Below are 15,105 nucleotides of genomic sequence, written 5' to 3'. Positions count from 1 at the left end.
AATTTCCATGACGTGTTTATGTTGATTAGGTGTGCGGGTCGGGCCGTCTGGACAGCGGTATCTGTACGCATTGTCGCCCGGCCGATTGGCGGCGCAAACACGCCAGCGTCGCAAGGGCAAGCGCGTAAGAAAACAGATACAGCAAGATCGGCAGCTCCGATTCCATGTCAGTTCGCCACTCACATAATGCCTAAGCGCGCCTGTGTCATCAAAGGATCACATTCGCGATTTGACGCATGCGGATTTTGTCAAAAACAACATGAAAAGGTGACAGGGACCGCAGGCATGTGGTGTCATGGTCGACATAGTGAGTTTTCGGCAATGATAAAGGTTCGATCGGATACCCGCCATGTGGCAGCACAAACAAGGAAACAAAAAAGAAGAACCGGTAAAGCGCCGGTGTCACCGATGCAGGGGTATGGGGCGGGCACCTTGCCAGATCTGTAACGGATCGGGTGAAGTCATCAAAAGTCGCGACATTCACGGAAAGCCGATTTTTAATCGCTGCGACGGTTGTTTCGGTTTGAAGACGATCAGATGCACGGTTTGTGCAGGCGAAGGGTTCGTCTGAGCCCGAAGATCTACTAAGCAAAAAAAACGGGTGTAGCTGCGAACCAGTGCCCTTTTTTGTCGAAAAGAGATCTCGAAAACTTTTCAGCTAATTGTTTTTGTACTGGGCTCTGACAAGCGGATATCCGGTGACTCTGGTCGGGCGCCCGGAATGGGACCGGATTAGACGTGATTTCCTTCCACAGTGCGCCATCAGCGTCAGTTTTTGGGGTTTTAGTGTCATTATGATACAATCCTAGCGTTGAGACTCTCTGGTAGCTCAACGGGAAAAGTAGTCATTACAATCTCGGATTTGTCGAAAAGGATGTGTTTCATGTCTTACGGACTTTGTAATTTTCAACTCAAAAGTGTGCGTTCATTTCTGAGCGTGGCAGTCATTGCTGCAGGCTTTGGAGCCATGACGACGACAACAGCGTTTGCGCAGGTTTTCATGACTCAGGAAGAGCTTCTTGCCACAATACCTGGCGGCCAGTTGTCTGGCGTCTCTAACAATGACGGAAAGACGCCGTGGATTCAGGCATACAGCAAGGCAACAAGCAAGAAGAACGGCAAACTCAACGGGCTTTGGGACGGTAAGGACAAATACACGGGGGACTGGTTCGTCAAAGACGATCAGTGGTGTGAGAAAGGGAGTTGGGGGCAAAAGTGCTGGAGCGTCGAACGCATCGGCGCAAATGAGTTTCGGATCTACGAAAACGGACAACCGAAAAAGAACACTTGGAAGCTCAAGTAGAAGTGCGCTTTTAGGAGGATTTTGATCGGGATGTGTGGGTTTTTTGAAGACCCGGCAAGACACCCAAGAAGTACTTAATGACAACCGTTCAGGGAAAGATCTTCCAAACAATTACAAAAAAAGCACGGGCACAAACGAAAACGAGCCGCCGGCAAAGCGGCGGCTCGTTTCAACAATTGCAGCATGGGTGGCACCCGTGCCAGGCATTTATTCCGTAGTTGTGGGGGCTGTCAGATCCTCGGCCGGTGCGGAACCTTCTGCGCAGCTGGCGACCAGTTCTTCATATTGCCGGGTGACCCAGCCAAGAGCCGCTTCGGGGTTCTGTTCTTCGATCTTGTCGCTGAACTGCTCGAACACCTTGGCCGAGCGGCTTTCGTCAACGATCGTATAGGACTGACCCGTCATCACCGTGTCATAGACAAAGAACGCGATGGCAACCAACAGGATGCCGCGGGCGATGCCGAAGAAAAAGCCAAGTGCCTGATCCAGTCCGCCCAAAGCAGATCGCTGGACGATCGACGAAAACAGGGGCGTAAAGATGCTGACAATAATAAGTGCAACTGCGAATACCGCAGCAAAGCCCGTGATGACGGACAATTCGCAGCTGTCGCGCAGGAAATCCCCAACAACCGGGATCTCTTTGACCAGTGGCACCGCTTGGGGTGCGAAAATAAAGGCCAGCACTGCGGCTGCGACCCAGCCTGCTATGGCCAGAACCTCACGTAAGAAGCCGCGCGAATAGGCAAGAATGCCTGAAACGACGACGATCAGGGCAACGACCCCGTCAATTATTGTAAAACCTTCCATGGCCCTCGCCTGTTTTTTTCTGCCCCTCAGGGGGCGACTTTAACCTGCTCCGAAGGTTTCGCCAACAAACCCAACCAAATCAGAGGGTCGGGTGAGTGTCAGACCTGCCACAGTACCGGTTTTGCCGCCCGCCGGAGCGATTGCCGATGTGAAACCAAGTTTTTGGGCTTCTTTCAACCTGTTTTCGGTCTGTGGGGCCGGTCTAAGTGCCCCAGATAACGAGATTTCTCCGAAAACAACGGTATCTGCGGGCAGGGCTGTGTCTTCTCGGGCACTCAGCAGGGCTGCGGCAACGGCCAGATCTGCGGCGGGTTCACCGATTTTCAATCCGCCGGCGACGTTGAGGTACACATCGAGACCTGCAAAAGGGATGCCACAGCGTGCTTCGAGCACGGCGAGGATCATCGCCAACCTGCCACTGTCCCAACCGACAACGGTCCGGCGCGGTTGTGAATGCGGGGACGGAGCTACAAGCGCTTGTAATTCAACCAAAACGGGGCGTGTGCCTTCGATCCCGGCAAATACGGCTGACCCAGGGCTGGGTGTGCCGCGCTCGGACAGAAACAAGGCCGATGGGTTGGTCACCTGTGCCAGGCCTTTGCCTGTCATTTCGAACACGCCGATCTCGTCCGCAGGGCCAAAGCGGTTCTTGACCGCCCGCAGAATGCGGAACTGATGGCCGCGCTCGCCTTCGAAGTAAAGGACGGTGTCGACCATATGTTCGACGACGCGAGGACCTGCAATTTGACCTTCTTTGGTGACGTGGCCGACCATGATGATTGAAACACCGTGTCGTTTCGCAAACGTGGTCAATTCATGCGCCGCGGCCCGGACTTGTGACACCGAGCCCGGTGCGCTGTCCACATTGTCGGCCCACATGGTCTGAATCGAGTCGATGATGGCCAGACCGGGTTTCTCAGCCTCAAGCGTCGTCAGAATGTTCCGCAGGTTGGTTTCGGCGGCTAGTTGAACCGGTGCGTCTTCTAGACCCAGACGGCGCGCGCGCATGCGCACCTGAGCGCTGGCTTCTTCGCCAGACACGTAAATCGTCTTGACGCCAGCACGTGCAAACCGCGCTGCGGCCTGTAACAGCAACGTCGACTTGCCGATACCTGGATCGCCCCCAACCAGCAGGGCCGAGGCCGGGACCAGACCGCCACCCAAAACGCGGTCCAGTTCTTCTACGCCGCACAAGGTGCGCGGCGGCGGTGTTTCCTCGGTCGACAGGTCCGTGAGTGTAATGGACTGGCCACGTTTGCCGCCGAGGGATTTCTTTGCAGGGCCAGCCGAAAGAGGCACGTCTTGCGTGATTGTGTTCCATTCACCGCAGCCGTCGCACCGACCGGACCACCGGGAATGCGTTGCGCCGCAGGCCGAGCAGGAGAAAGTTGTCTTTGCCATTCGGCCTTGGTGCCCGAGCGCGGGCGGTTCTTCAAGCCCTAGCAGGGCTTTCATCTCTGCCGATGGCGCACCGCGTCCTCAGGCCCGATGGGCCATCGTTCCCGGCGGGCGCTGTCGCGCCTATTCGGCGGCGCGGGGCGGCGACATTGCTATGACGCTCGATTTCTTGGGATCGCGGTCGTCGACGGGCGATTGAAGCTGTGCCGACAATTCGGGCAGCAGTTCAAACAGTTCGTCCCGCAAACGCGCCAGCTGCGATTTGGCAATGGATTCTTCCATCTCGATATCGTGGGTCCATTGGCGCAGCTCATGCTGGATGACCTGCGCTTCTTCGATCCGCTTCTGAAACGTTTCGATCTCTTCCTGACGTTGCTGCAGGAACGTGCGGGCGCGGCTGACACGTGCATCGCCATAGGTTTCTGCCAGCTCTTGGCTGATATGGCTCATCTGTGCGGCCAGCTCCAGGATTTCGGGTTCGAGCGATTGCAGGTCTGGGTGGTGGCGTAGGAAGGCCATTCTTTCCTTGACTGCGTCAAACTCAGACGACAGCAGGAACGTTTCGCCGCGATCTGCAGTATGGGCCAAGTGGTAGGCCTGAGCAACGTCGTGCATGTTTAGCGAGAACTTACGATGAGACCTCTCAAGGGCCATCATCCGGGCATTTGCAGGCAGATAGAACGCCAGCATGAGAATCAGCACCGTCAGACCAATCTGGACATACATACCTGCGTCCACAGCCGGAGCTGTGCCAAAACCGGCCTGCATGGACAGCCAGGGCAGAACCCCCAAGGCAGATAAAAGACAGGCACCGACCGAGAAAAAGGCTGCGGTGCAAATGAGGAAAAAAGTCAATCTTAAAAAGACATTCTGAAATTGCAATGTGATGTTGTGGAGGGCGGTCATCTTAGACGAACTCCTTTTGAAACCGGAACACACCAGCCCAAAGCGGGAAACATCTAACACACACAGAATGATCCGCTCAGGACCGAAACTACAAAAATTTTCTGCTCGAAATATAAAGATGATACTCAGATAAGCGTTTTCAATCAATTACGTCTGAGGATTTCGTGATCTGCGTGTCATTTCGGTAATGTGGCCCAATGCGAGCGAGGCCAGAATGCACGCCGTAAACAGGTAAAGACCCCACGCAGTTTCGATGGTGGCGTAAGAGATTCCCTTGGCCAGCGTGATGTAAAGCGCGATGAGGAAAATGTCGGCCATAGCCAGTTTCCCGAGGATGTTGAGTGCGGGTTGGACGCGTGGGTCCAGCATGTCCCATTGGATCAGGGCGGTGCCGATTGTTTTGATATAGGGCGCGAAGAGGGCGAAGATGGTGACGATCAGTGCCAGAAAGACGTCTGACTTCCACAGCGACTGCAGGCCGGTAATGACGCTGATCTCGCTGAGGCCGAAGATCGGCAGGAACCCTGCGCGTATCAGCGGGGCGAACCAAGCGATGGGGTAGAGGATCAGAAGGGATAGGGTGGCGATCTTTAAGATACCTGTTCTCCAGATTTATCTTCAATTTGCTTGGGCGGCGCTGGAAGACCAAGGGGCTCGTCCGTTTCGCCTTCTGCGATTTTGAAAATCTTATTGAACAGGTCAACAACAGGGTTCAGGTTTTTAGCGCTTTGACCTGCTACGGCTGTGACTTCTGTTACGCCAGCAAGCATAACATCCAGATCGCTAACCTTTTTGTGAACTTCTGATTGAAGTCGTTCGAGACGCTTTAGAAGACGTCTCTTATGCGAATCTTCAAATACATTTGAGGAACGAATTTTAGTCCGCGCTGCTTGAATGTGTTTCTCTATCTCTTCAACTTGCTCAAGAGACAGGGCTACTAAATGACTATCGTAGTTTGCACGGATAGTATTGTTACCTTTTCTTATTGCTACCTTCAATTCCAGTTGTGCAATTTGCAATAGTGCTTTGTCGCAGGCTTTTTCAACATCCTCTGATTCAGAAGGATCCAATAGCGTTATTGGAGCTTCGATTATGCTCGATAACGCATAAATTTGCCCATATATTTCAAACAGATCTCCCGCAATGTTAGTTGCGTGATCCATGCCTTCGGTTCCATTCAAGTTACCGCCATTCAAACGTTTTGCATACGCAATGGCTATTTCAATTTGCTGAAAAGGATCCATAAAATACTCACCTTTGGTTATCTTACCGCCTCAATTGGCCCTTCTGCGCTCCCGCTGATGAACTGCTCCACGTAGGGATCACCCGAGGCGTCCATCTGGCTGACCGGGCCGGTCCACTGGATGACGCCTCCGTGCAGCATGGCCACGTTGTCGGCAATCGCACGGACCGAGCTCATGTCGTGGGTGATGGTCATCGCGGTGGCGCCCATCTCGGTCACGATTTCGCGGATCAGGTCGTTGATGACGCCGGACATGATCGGGTCGAGGCCGGTGGTGGGTTCATCGAAGAAAATGATTTCGGGCTCGGCGGCGATGGCGCGGGCAAGGCCTACGCGTTTCTGCATGCCACCCGACAGTTCGGACGGAAAGCGGTCGGCCACGTCGGATTTCAGGCCCACACGGCGCAGCTTCTCGATGGCGATCTCGCGCGCGTATTCGGCGGGGCGCTTCAACGGACCGCGCAGTAGGCGGAAGGAAACGTTCTGCCAGACGGGCAGGGAATCGAACAAAGCCGCCCCCTGAAATAGCATTCCGAAGCGGGCCAGAAACTTATCGCGGTCGCCCTTGGCCGCGTCTTTGCCATTGACGTAGATCATCCCGCTATCGGGTTTGATCAGGCCCAGAATGCACTTCAACGCCACGGACTTGCCGGTGCCCGAACCACCGATGATGACCATCGAGGTGCCTTTGGGGATCTCAAGGCTCATGCTCTGCAGAACCTGATTGTCGCCAAAGGCTTTTGCTACGTTCTCCATCCTGATCATACCGAGAAGAACACCCCTGTGAGAATGAAGTTGGCAGCGAGGATCATGATCGCGGCGGATTCGACCGAGGACTTGGTCGCTCGGCCAACGCCTTGCGCACCCCGACCCGAGTTCATGCCGAAGTAACAGCCCATGATGGCTGCGATCAGGCCGAAGGCTGCGCCTTTGACCAGCGATGACACGATGTCTTTGGTTTCAAGGAAATTGACCGTGTTTTGCAGGTACGTCGCCGCGTTGAAACCCAGATTTTGGGTCGCGACCACGTAACCGCCTGCAATGCCGATGATATCTCCGATACCGACCAGCAGGGGCACTGTAATCAAGGCGGCCAGAACACGCGGCGCCGTCAGGTATTTCATCGGGTGGGTAGACAGGGTGACCAGCGCGTCGATCTGCTCGGTCACTTTCATGGTCGCGATTTCGGCCGCGATGGACGAGGTCACGCGCGCGGCGATCATAAGGCCAACCAGCACCGGCCCGAGTTCACGCACCATGCCGATGGCGACGATCTGGGGTACCACGGCCTCGGCGTTGAAACGCGCGCCGCCCGCATAGATTTGCAAGGCCAGCGCACCACCAGTGAAGATTGCGGTCAGGCCAACAACCGGCAGCGAAAGCCAGCCCACATTCATCAGGGCAACGGCAAACTCGCGCGGATAATAGGGCGGCCGAAAGATGTGTGAGATCGCGTCCAGCGCGAAAATTCCCACCTTGCCAAAGTTGGCAAGCATGGACAGGACAGCACGGCCCAGCCCACCCAGCACGGCCAAAGGGTTCATTCGACGTATCCCCGGGAAAAACGCGCGCCCAGCGACGTCAGGATTTCATATCCGATGGTGCCGGCGGCTTCGGCCAGGTCGTCGACTGTTTGATGTCCGTTCAGAATGCGCAGGCGTTCGGGATCTTCGGGCAGATCGGTGACGTCTACCGTGATCAGATCCATCGAGATGCGTCCGACAACAGGGCAGGGCTGGCTGCCGGAAAACGCGTCGATCCCACCGCCGATGGCACGGTGCAAACCGTCTGCGTAACCAGCGGCAACGGTCGCAATGCGAGAGGGGCGGCGCGCGATCCAGCTATTGCCGTACCCGACCGATTCACCGACCTCGACAGGGCGAACTTGGATGACCGGCAGGTCAACCGTCACCACCGGTTTCGCTTCGGCAAAAGGCATGCCGCCGTACAGGCCGACGCCGGGGCGGCAGAAATCAAAGTGGAATTCGGGCCCAAGAAACGTACCGCCTGTGGCCGCCAGCGACCTTGGTGATGCGGTGCCATCAGTCATCTCGCGGAAGGTCTTTAGTTGCTGGCGATTCATTGGATGATCGGGTTCGTCCGAACAGGCTAGGTGCGACATCATTACGACGGGGTTCAGTGCCTCGGCCTTTGGGCGCAATTCAGCCCAGTCAGCAGGTTCCAGACCCAAGCGGTTCATGCCGCTGTCCAGCTGAATACCAAAGGGATGATCCGGAAGCGCCTGTTGATGGCGCATGAATTGCTCGGGCGCATTGATCAGCGGCGTCAGATCGTGATCGCGCAGCAGATCGGTGTCACCTTCCATATGACCCGAGAATACAGCGATCATCGGTCCGGGGCCGATGGCTTTACGCACGGCAACCCCTTCTTCGGCAACTGCAACAAAGAATTTTCGAACGCCTTCCTCTGCCAGGGTCGCGGACACAGGCTCGGCCCCCAGGCCGTAGGCGTCAGCTTTGACCACGGCGCCGGTTTCGACATCCGTTTTTGCATCGAGCGCGCGCCAGTTGCTGGCCAGCGCCTGAAGATTAATCGTCAAACGTGCGGTACTCATGGAACCGTTCATGACATTGGATCACGGCAGGTCAAGGGGGTAGACGGCTATAAATGCAAACTTGTCCGCGTTCATGGGCAACTATTGGCCAACGGTGCAAGGCATTGGCGTAAAAACATGTTCGGCTCGCCTCTGCATCGCCATTGTATCCGTCCTATGTTCAACCGGGTGCATCGGCGTGTAATCGTTGAACCAGATACAGACCCACGGACGATTGAAGAGAGTTCACCATGAAATTCACGACAGGGAAAGATGGTTGGGAGGCCGCGCTGCCCGGCTTGTTCAGGAGGGTGTTCACGGCTTCAGAAAGCGATGAAGAAGGGACCGCGATCGGCGCGTTGGTTTCGGATCTGTTGGCCACAACGCCTGACGGCGATTTGAGTGCAGCCATTGCCCATGCTGGCCCCCAAGTGCTGGGTTGCATCCTGTTTTCGCGGCTGCTCTTTGACCAAGATCCGCGACAGGTGTTCCTGATGTCGCCGGTTGCCGTGCGTACGGATCGCCAGAAAGCGGGGATAGGGCAGCGACTGATCGCGTTTGGGTTGGACGAGCTGCGCCGTGACAAAGTGGATTTTGTGGTGACTTACGGCGATCCGAACTACTACGGCAAAACCGGGTTTTTTCCGATTTCAGAAAAAGTCGCCCAAGCTCCTCTGCCGTTAAGCCATCCGCACGGGTGGTTGGGGCAATCGTTGACAGGGGCTGAGATGGCGCCGTTCAAGGGGCCATCTCAATGTGTCAGTGCATTCAACAAACCCGAGCTGTGGTGAGGATTAATACCCCTCAATCTGTCCGTCCTGTTGCCAGGGTTTGACCAGATTTCCAAAACGGGTGAACTGCGCCTCGAACGAGAGGTCAACCGTGCCGATGGGACCGTGGCGCTGCTTACCTACAATGACTTCGGCCTTGCCGTGCAGACGCTCCATGGCCTGCTTCCACTCTTCCATCTTTTCAAGTTCGTGATCGCCGGGCTTTTCGCGTTCCTTGTAGTACTCCTCACGGTACACGAACATCACCACGTCGGCGTCCTGTTCGATCGAGCCTGACTCCCGCAAGTCGGACAGTTGTGGGCGCTTGTCGTCGCGGTTTTCAACCTGACGCGAAAGCTGGGACAGGGCGATCACCGGAATTTGCAATTCCTTGGCGATGGCTTTCATGCCCATCGAAATTTCGGCAATTTCGTTGACGCGGTTTTCGGCCATTCCCCTGCACAGCTGCAGGTAGTCGATAACGAGCAGGTCCAAACCATGTGTCCGTTTCAAACGGCGTGCCCGAGCCGCCAACTGCGAAATCGGCAGGGCGGGCGTGTCGTCAATGAAAAGCGGGCAGGCTTCCAGTTCCTTGGCCGCGTCGACAAAGCGGCGGAACTCGGACTCGGTCATGTCACCCTGGCGGATCTTATGGGATGAGATTTCGGAGGCTTCGGCCAGAACTCGGCCTGCCAGCTGTTCGGCACTCATTTCCAATGAGAAAAAGCCAACGACACCGCCGTCAACCGCGCCCTCTGAGCCGTCTGGTTTCAGCCCACGTTTGTACGCCTTGGCGACATTGAATGCCACGTTGGTCGCCAGAGAGGTTTTTCCCATCGACGGACGACCGGCAAGAATGATCAGGTCAGACGGGTGCAAGCCACCCAGTTGTTTGTCCAAGTCGGCCAGACCGGTGGAAATCCCTGCCATGCCACCACCGCGCTGGTACGCTTCGTTGGTGACGTTGACGGCTTCTGTGACCGCCTTGAGGAAGGATTGAAATCCCTGTTCGGTCTGGCCCTGCTCGGATAACTGATAAAGCTGTTGCTCGGCTTCGACGATTTGTTCTTTTGGTTCGCTGCTGATGTCGACCCGCGCTGCCTTGTCCGAGATATCGCGGCCCAGGCGGATCAGCTCGCGCCGGATTGCCAGATCATAAATCATCTGGGCATAGTCATGCACCGCAAAGGCGCTGATCGATGCACCCGCCAGTTTGACCAGATAGGCCGGGCCACCCAGTTCCTGCAAGCCCTCATCCTCGGCCATAAAGGATTTCAACGTCACGGGCGAGGCCAGCGCATTCTTGGCGATCCGGGTAGAGGCGACCTCATAAATCCGGGAGTGAACCGGGTCATAGAAATGCTCGGCCCCGATGATTGAAGCGACCCGATCATAAAGATCGTTATTGGTCAGGATCGCACCCAGAAGCTGCTGTTCGGCCTCAATGGAATGCGGCATGGTTTCGGCGTTCTGAATCCGAGCTGCTGCCTGCTCGATGCTGCTTATCTCGTTCATTTTGTCCCCGCTGCCCTGCGGCGCTTTCTACACGCTATTTTGGCGTGTCGGCTATCTGGAAATACCTGTGGCTAACTATGGATAAAGCCTTGGGATAACTTTCCTGACAGTTTGGATACCTGCGTATGCGTAGCTTATTATGTAGGAATTGGGGAAAAAGTCACCAGATATCGTGGCTGGTCGACCGATTCTTCTGGGCTTATCCCCAATCTGTCCACAAGAGGTTCACGTGGATTTATTTGCTTCCTGCCAGCCACGCGGGTCTTTCAGGAAGGCTTCGACACCGTCAAGTGTTTCCTGATCAAAGGCTTTCTGCGCTTTGGCCTCGGCCAGAACATCCCACCATGTGCACAGGTGATGCAGTTGGATGCCGTGGTCGCCCAAGGTTTTTTCGGTCTCGGGGAAGATGCCATAGTAGAAAATGACCGCCGTGTGCCCACAAGTGGCACCTGTTTCGCGGATCGCATCCACGAAGGACAGCTTGGACCCGCCATCGGTGGTCAGATCCTCGACCAGCAGCACGCGCTCTCCCTCGCTCATCGCGCCTTCGATACGGGCGTTGCGGCCATAACCCTTTGGCTTTTTGCGCACATAGGTCATCGGCAGCGCCATACGCTCTGCGACCATAGCGGCGAATGGGATGCCCGCGGTCTCACCGCCGGCGATATTGTCGAATGCCTCAAACCCGGCATCCCGCATCACGTTGACCGTCAGGAAATCCATCAGGGTCGACCGTATGCGCGGATACGAGATCAGTTTGCGGCAGTCGATATAGGTCGGGCTGGGCAAGCCGCTGGCCAGTGTGAAAGGCTCGCGCGAATTGAAATGGACAGCCTTGATCTCCAGCAACATCCGCGCGGTCAGGCGGGCAATCTCGGTGCTGTCGGGGAAGGAACTGGGGATCATAACGGTACCTCTGGACTGAATGGCATTGCGGGCTGATAGCCTGTCCCCCGTCCCAGAGTCGAGAGGGGTGTGCGCAAAAGAAAAGCGGACCTCACGAAGAGGCCCGCTTTGGCCCTTGCGGGCAAGAGGCAGCCAAGGTGGGCTTAGCTGCTCATGTCATAGGCACGCTCGCCGTGTACCGAAAGATCGAGCCCGTTTGTCTCGGTTTCTGCATCTACGCGAAGCGGGGTGATCAGCGCAACCACCTTGATCAACACAAATGTGACAACTGCCGTAAAGACACCTACGATGACCAGCCCGCCCAACTGCGCGGTCCAGGCACCCAGGCCGAACACAGCGATCATGATGGTGCCAAAGATGCCGCCTACGCCGTGCACCGCGAACACGTCCAGAGTGTCGTCGATGTTCAGCTTGTTACGGATGATGTTCACGGCCTCCTGACACAACACGCCTGCTAGGGCACCGATGATCAGCGCTTGAACCGGATCAACATATCCCGAGGCTGGGGTGATAGAGGCCAGACCCGCAATCGTACCTGTAACCAGGCCCACCATCGAGGCTTTGCCGTATTTGATGCGTTCATACAGCGCCCATGTCAGCGATGCGGTTGCGGCTGAGATATGAGTGACTGTTATCGCCATAGCGGCACCGCCATCTGCCGCCAATTGTGAACCGCCGTTGAAGCCAAACCAGCCAACCCAAAGCATCGCGGCGCCGATCATGACGTAGCCAGGGTTGTGTGGCGGGGTTGTGCGGTTGCGGCGCGGGCCAAGGACCACGGCGATGATCAGCGCGGCCAGACCTGCCGTTTCATGCACCACAATGCCACCGGCAAAGTCACGCACGCCGATCTCGCCCAGAATGCCGCCATCGGTCAGAATACCGCCGCCCCAGATCCAGTGAACGACGGGTGCGTAGCACAGCAGCATCCACAGGCCTGAGAAGATCATGACAAACCCGTAACCCACACGCTCGACATAAGCGCCGATGATGAGGGCGGGGGTGATGATTGCGAATGTCATCTGGAAGGCAAAGAACAGAACCTCGGGCAGGGTGCCCGACAGGCTGTCGACATCAACTCCGTTCAGGAAGGCTTTGCCCAGACCGCCCCACAGGCCCGACCCACCGTCGCCAAATGCGATCGAGTATCCGGCGACCAACCAAAGTATGCTCATCAAACAGGCGATTGAGAAGCAGTGCATGAAAACGCTCAGCACGTTGCGGGCGCGCACGAGGCCGCCATAGAACAGGGCGAGGCCCGGCAATGTCATGAATAGGACCAGTGCAGTTGCAACTATGATCCAGGCGGTATCGGCTCCGTTCATCAGCCGGTCTCCTCTTTGGCGTCTTCAGCTTGCGTAGCTGGTGTTGAAGCGGAGAGAAGGCGGGGAAAAAAGAGGCAGAGGTGGTTTTTGGCGCCTGTTTTAAGGGCCTTTTGTGAACCGGTGATTAAATGAGCGCCAAAATGAGTGGAGTGCTAGATTATTAAGCAATTGACGAAAGGCCGCGCGACAACAGGTCCAAGGCATGATCACGGGCGGCCAGCCGGACCTTGTCACGCCCCAACGCGCCGAATTCCACGGTTTCGGTTATCGTCTTCTGTCCCTTCGCAGCCAATCCAAAACACACGCGGCCTTCGGGTTTGAATTCGGATCCGCCAGGGCCTGCGATGCCGGTGATGGACACTGCAAGTTGCGCTTTTGAATTTCTTAACGCGCCATCAGCCATCTGCTGTGCCACTTCTTCGGACACCGCACCATGGGCGTCTAGCGTTTCGGCCTGTACACCCAGCATCTGCTGCTTGGCGTCATTGGTGTAGGTGACAAACCCGCGATCCACCACGGCCGAGCTGCCCGGGATATCCGTCAGCGCAGCAGCGACCATGCCGCCGGTGCAGCTTTCGGCTGTCGCGATCATCACGCCTTGCGACTTGGCGCGGTCAAGCAAGCTGGCGACATTCATAGGCCCAGAACACCGTGTGAGATGCCGGCGAGAATCAGAATGCCGATCCCGGCAAAGACGCCGGCGATCACATCATCCAGCATCACCCCCATCGCATCACCTTTGCGATCAGCCCAACCCACTGGGCCGGGTTTGGTGATGTCGAACAGGCGAAACAGAAGGAAACCTGCGATCCAGCCGGGCCAAAGGGCTGTGATATCAATTCCATGTGCCCAAGATGGGTAGGAAATGGCCCAAAGCGCGATGAACTGCCCGGCAATTTCGTCGATGACGATTTCGGACGGGTCGTGATCTTCCTGCCCAGCAGTCATCACTTTGGTTGCCCACAGGCCACCGACAAAAACGGCCACAGTGGCGATGACCAACAAGGGAAAACCGCCCAGCGTATGCAGAACCCAGGCCAGGGGCAGGGCGGCCAAAGATCCCCATGTTCCGGGTGCAGGGCGCAGATATCCGACGCCGCAAACGGTCCCGATCAATCGCGCGGCGTTCATGACTTCACCAGGCAAGCTGTCGCCAATGAGGCGATGCCTTCGCTTCGCCCGGTAAAACCAAGGCGTTCGGACGTGGTCGCCTTGACCGAGATCTGATCGACGTGCAGCCCCATAATGCGCGCCATTTCTTCACGCATCGCGGGTGCGTGCGGACCGATCTTGGGGAATTCGCAGACCAGCGTGCAATCGACATTTGAGATGCTGTAACCCATCTGCTCCGCCAGCTCGACCGCGTGGCGGAGGAATATCTCGCTTGCTGCGCCCTTCCATTGCGGATCCGAGGGCGGAAAGTGCTGGCCAATATCGCCCTGCGCCAGCGCGCCATAGATTGCATCTGTAACCGCATGCATGCCGACATCCGCATCCGAATGGCCCTGTAGCCCCCGATCATGCGGAATCTTCACTCCGCACAGGATTACGTGATCCCCGTCGCCAAAGCGATGCACGTCATAGCCGTTGCCCAGTCTCACATCCATGTCCGTCCCCAATACGCGTTCCGCCCGGGCAAAATCCTCGGGTCTTGTGATTTTGATGTTATCGGCATCGCCTGGCACGATCACCACGTTCATGCCAGCGGCGCGGGCGACCTCGACATCGTCCGCCGCGCCGCCAGAATGGGCCGCGTGCGCCGCGACAATCGCGTCATAGCGAAAACCCTGTGGGGTCTGCGCCGCAAAAAGACCCGTCCGGTCCTGCGTTCCGGTCACAGCGGCTTCGTCACCGGTCCAGAGCGCATCTGTAACAGCCAGACCGGGTGCCGCAGCCTCATGCTTGGTCAGGGCGGTCAGGACGTCCGCAATAGTCTGGCTGCTTAAGCAGGGGCGGGCGACGTCGTGAATCAGGACATGTTCGATCCCCAGCCCATCTAATGCATCCAGCCCGTTCCGTACCGACCCGGCACGATCGCTGCCACCTTTTGCCAGCAGCAGATCAGAGCCTAAAAACTCATCCCAAGCGTTTTGATCATCCTCGGACAGCACCAGAACAATATGATCGACCTGATGGCGAAACCGGTCGATGGTCCAATCCGCAACTCTGCGTCCGGCCAATGGTCGCCATTGCTTGGGAATGCCGCCTCCGGCGCGCAATCCGCGTCCTGCGGCGACGATGATGGCGGCGGTGGTCATTGGGCGAATTCTCCGATGATTTGAGCGCAGTGTTTAAGCTGCGGTGAATGTAGAGGCAATCACCCGCGTCAAGTTGCTTAAAAAATAGGCAAGTGGTGATTTTGCAAGCTTGTTTCCTGC

General features: G+C 56.7%; 17 protein-coding genes. 2 read left to right on the top strand and 15 right to left on the bottom strand.

Features of this window, described 5'->3' with window-relative positions:
* Window positions 1–25: 25 nt before the first annotated feature.
* Window positions 26–166, bottom strand: coding sequence for a hypothetical protein (locus tag AC2FID_RS04450; RefSeq protein WP_160116486.1), 141 nt, complete (start codon window positions 164–166; stop codon window positions 26–28).
* A gap of 717 nt (window positions 167–883) precedes the next feature.
* Here AC2FID_RS04450 and AC2FID_RS04445 point away from each other — a divergent pair.
* Window positions 884–1,303 carry a hypothetical protein gene (locus AC2FID_RS04445; RefSeq protein ID WP_496754253.1) on the top strand — a complete coding sequence of 140 codons (420 nt, stop codon included), beginning with the start codon at window positions 884–886 and terminating at the stop codon, window positions 1,301–1,303.
* Window positions 1,304–1,510: 207 nt separating this feature from the next.
* Here AC2FID_RS04445 and AC2FID_RS04440 read toward each other — a convergent pair whose 3' ends face one another.
* The 8 genes from AC2FID_RS04440 to alr all read right to left on the bottom strand — a co-directional run bounded on the left by AC2FID_RS04440 (window position 1,511) and on the right by alr (window position 8,232).
* Window positions 1,511–2,110, bottom strand: coding sequence for a CvpA family protein (locus AC2FID_RS04440; RefSeq protein ID WP_058271814.1), 600 nt, complete (start codon window positions 2,108–2,110; stop codon window positions 1,511–1,513).
* Between the two features lie 39 nt (window positions 2,111–2,149).
* Complete coding sequence (gene radA / locus AC2FID_RS04435) at window positions 2,150–3,511, bottom strand: DNA repair protein RadA (RefSeq protein WP_058278214.1); 1,362 nt, start codon at window positions 3,509–3,511, stop codon at window positions 2,150–2,152.
* 120 nt (window positions 3,512–3,631) lie between these two features.
* The gene (locus tag AC2FID_RS04430) at window positions 3,632–4,414 is read right to left on the bottom strand and encodes a DNA repair protein (RefSeq protein ID WP_496835559.1); all 783 of its coding nucleotides are present in this window, start codon (window positions 4,412–4,414) and stop codon (window positions 3,632–3,634) included.
* Window positions 4,415–4,561: 147 nt separating this feature from the next.
* The gene (locus AC2FID_RS04425) at window positions 4,562–5,011 is read right to left on the bottom strand and encodes a paraquat-inducible protein A (protein ID WP_496835644.1); all 450 of its coding nucleotides are present in this window, start codon (window positions 5,009–5,011) and stop codon (window positions 4,562–4,564) included.
* Window positions 5,005–5,658, bottom strand: coding sequence for a hypothetical protein (locus AC2FID_RS04420; protein ID WP_496835556.1), 654 nt, complete (start codon window positions 5,656–5,658; stop codon window positions 5,005–5,007). The genes AC2FID_RS04425 and AC2FID_RS04420 overlap by 7 nt, the downstream gene beginning before the upstream one ends.
* Before the next feature lie 17 nt (window positions 5,659–5,675).
* On the bottom strand, window positions 5,676–6,422 hold the full coding sequence (locus AC2FID_RS04415; protein WP_108858454.1) for an ABC transporter ATP-binding protein: 747 nt from the start codon (window positions 6,420–6,422) through the stop codon (window positions 5,676–5,678).
* Complete coding sequence (locus tag AC2FID_RS04410) at window positions 6,419–7,201, bottom strand: MlaE family ABC transporter permease (RefSeq protein ID WP_496835554.1); 783 nt, start codon at window positions 7,199–7,201, stop codon at window positions 6,419–6,421. Before AC2FID_RS04410 ends, AC2FID_RS04415 begins: the two co-directional genes overlap by 4 nt.
* Window positions 7,198–8,232 carry an alanine racemase gene (alr, locus tag AC2FID_RS04405; RefSeq protein ID WP_496772039.1) on the bottom strand — a complete coding sequence of 345 codons (1,035 nt, stop codon included), beginning with the start codon at window positions 8,230–8,232 and terminating at the stop codon, window positions 7,198–7,200. The genes AC2FID_RS04410 and alr overlap by 4 nt, the downstream gene beginning before the upstream one ends.
* Before the next feature lie 230 nt (window positions 8,233–8,462).
* Here alr and AC2FID_RS04400 point away from each other — a divergent pair, with 230 nt between their 5' ends.
* Window positions 8,463–9,002: a GNAT family N-acetyltransferase gene (locus AC2FID_RS04400; RefSeq protein ID WP_496835551.1), complete on the top strand. Its 540-nt coding sequence runs from the start codon at window positions 8,463–8,465 to the stop codon at window positions 9,000–9,002.
* A gap of 3 nt (window positions 9,003–9,005) precedes the next feature.
* Here AC2FID_RS04400 and AC2FID_RS04395 read toward each other — a convergent pair whose 3' ends face one another.
* The 6 genes from AC2FID_RS04395 to AC2FID_RS04370 form a co-directional block, all read right to left on the bottom strand.
* On the bottom strand, window positions 9,006–10,496 hold the full coding sequence (locus AC2FID_RS04395; RefSeq protein ID WP_058278098.1) for a replicative DNA helicase: 1,491 nt from the start codon (window positions 10,494–10,496) through the stop codon (window positions 9,006–9,008).
* Window positions 10,497–10,721: 225 nt separating this feature from the next.
* Window positions 10,722–11,402 (bottom strand): orotate phosphoribosyltransferase, encoded by a 681-nt coding sequence (locus AC2FID_RS04390; protein ID WP_496835549.1) that lies wholly within the window; start codon window positions 11,400–11,402, stop codon window positions 10,722–10,724.
* Window positions 11,403–11,545: 143 nt separating this feature from the next.
* Window positions 11,546–12,727, bottom strand: coding sequence for an ammonium transporter (locus tag AC2FID_RS04385; RefSeq protein ID WP_496835547.1), 1,182 nt, complete (start codon window positions 12,725–12,727; stop codon window positions 11,546–11,548).
* Window positions 12,728–12,887: 160 nt separating this feature from the next.
* Complete coding sequence (locus AC2FID_RS04380) at window positions 12,888–13,364, bottom strand: CinA family protein (RefSeq protein ID WP_496835545.1); 477 nt, start codon at window positions 13,362–13,364, stop codon at window positions 12,888–12,890.
* Window positions 13,361–13,858 (bottom strand): phosphatidylglycerophosphatase A family protein, encoded by a 498-nt coding sequence (locus tag AC2FID_RS04375; protein WP_496835543.1) that lies wholly within the window; start codon window positions 13,856–13,858, stop codon window positions 13,361–13,363. The genes AC2FID_RS04380 and AC2FID_RS04375 overlap by 4 nt, the downstream gene beginning before the upstream one ends.
* On the bottom strand, window positions 13,855–14,985 hold the full coding sequence (locus AC2FID_RS04370; RefSeq protein ID WP_496835542.1) for a bifunctional 2-C-methyl-D-erythritol 4-phosphate cytidylyltransferase/2-C-methyl-D-erythritol 2,4-cyclodiphosphate synthase: 1,131 nt from the start codon (window positions 14,983–14,985) through the stop codon (window positions 13,855–13,857). The genes AC2FID_RS04375 and AC2FID_RS04370 overlap by 4 nt, the downstream gene beginning before the upstream one ends.
* Window positions 14,986–15,105 lie beyond the last annotated feature (120 nt).

This window comes from Ruegeria sp. CDSC068 (assembly GCF_059610545.1).
This window is presented reverse-complemented; position numbering and strand designations above follow the sequence as displayed.

Coding starts and splice junctions, on each gene's coding strand:
- AC2FID_RS04415 (WP_108858454.1), bottom strand. CDS start 6,422: ATGATCAGGATGGAGAACGTAGCAAAAGCCTTTGGCGACAATCAGGTT.
- AC2FID_RS04450 (WP_160116486.1), bottom strand. CDS start 166: ATGGAATCGGAGCTGCCGATCTTGCTGTATCTGTTTTCTTACGCGCTT.
- AC2FID_RS04420 (WP_496835556.1), bottom strand. CDS start 5,658: ATGGATCCTTTTCAGCAAATTGAAATAGCCATTGCGTATGCAAAACGT.
- AC2FID_RS04400 (WP_496835551.1), top strand. CDS start 8,463: ATGAAATTCACGACAGGGAAAGATGGTTGGGAGGCCGCGCTGCCCGGC.
- AC2FID_RS04440 (WP_058271814.1), bottom strand. CDS start 2,110: ATGGAAGGTTTTACAATAATTGACGGGGTCGTTGCCCTGATCGTCGTC.
- AC2FID_RS04370 (WP_496835542.1), bottom strand. CDS start 14,985: ATGACCACCGCCGCCATCATCGTCGCCGCAGGACGCGGATTGCGCGCC.
- radA (WP_058278214.1), bottom strand. CDS start 3,511: ATGGCAAAGACAACTTTCTCCTGCTCGGCCTGCGGCGCAACGCATTCC.
- AC2FID_RS04395 (WP_058278098.1), bottom strand. CDS start 10,496: ATGAACGAGATAAGCAGCATCGAGCAGGCAGCAGCTCGGATTCAGAAC.
- AC2FID_RS04380 (WP_496835545.1), bottom strand. CDS start 13,364: ATGAATGTCGCCAGCTTGCTTGACCGCGCCAAGTCGCAAGGCGTGATG.
- AC2FID_RS04385 (WP_496835547.1), bottom strand. CDS start 12,727: ATGAACGGAGCCGATACCGCCTGGATCATAGTTGCAACTGCACTGGTC.
- AC2FID_RS04375 (WP_496835543.1), bottom strand. CDS start 13,858: ATGAACGCCGCGCGATTGATCGGGACCGTTTGCGGCGTCGGATATCTG.
- alr (WP_496772039.1), bottom strand. CDS start 8,232: ATGAGTACCGCACGTTTGACGATTAATCTTCAGGCGCTGGCCAGCAAC.
- AC2FID_RS04410 (WP_496835554.1), bottom strand. CDS start 7,201: ATGAACCCTTTGGCCGTGCTGGGTGGGCTGGGCCGTGCTGTCCTGTCC.
- AC2FID_RS04445 (WP_496754253.1), top strand. CDS start 884: ATGTCTTACGGACTTTGTAATTTTCAACTCAAAAGTGTGCGTTCATTT.
- AC2FID_RS04430 (WP_496835559.1), bottom strand. CDS start 4,414: ATGACCGCCCTCCACAACATCACATTGCAATTTCAGAATGTCTTTTTA.
- AC2FID_RS04390 (WP_496835549.1), bottom strand. CDS start 11,402: ATGATCCCCAGTTCCTTCCCCGACAGCACCGAGATTGCCCGCCTGACC.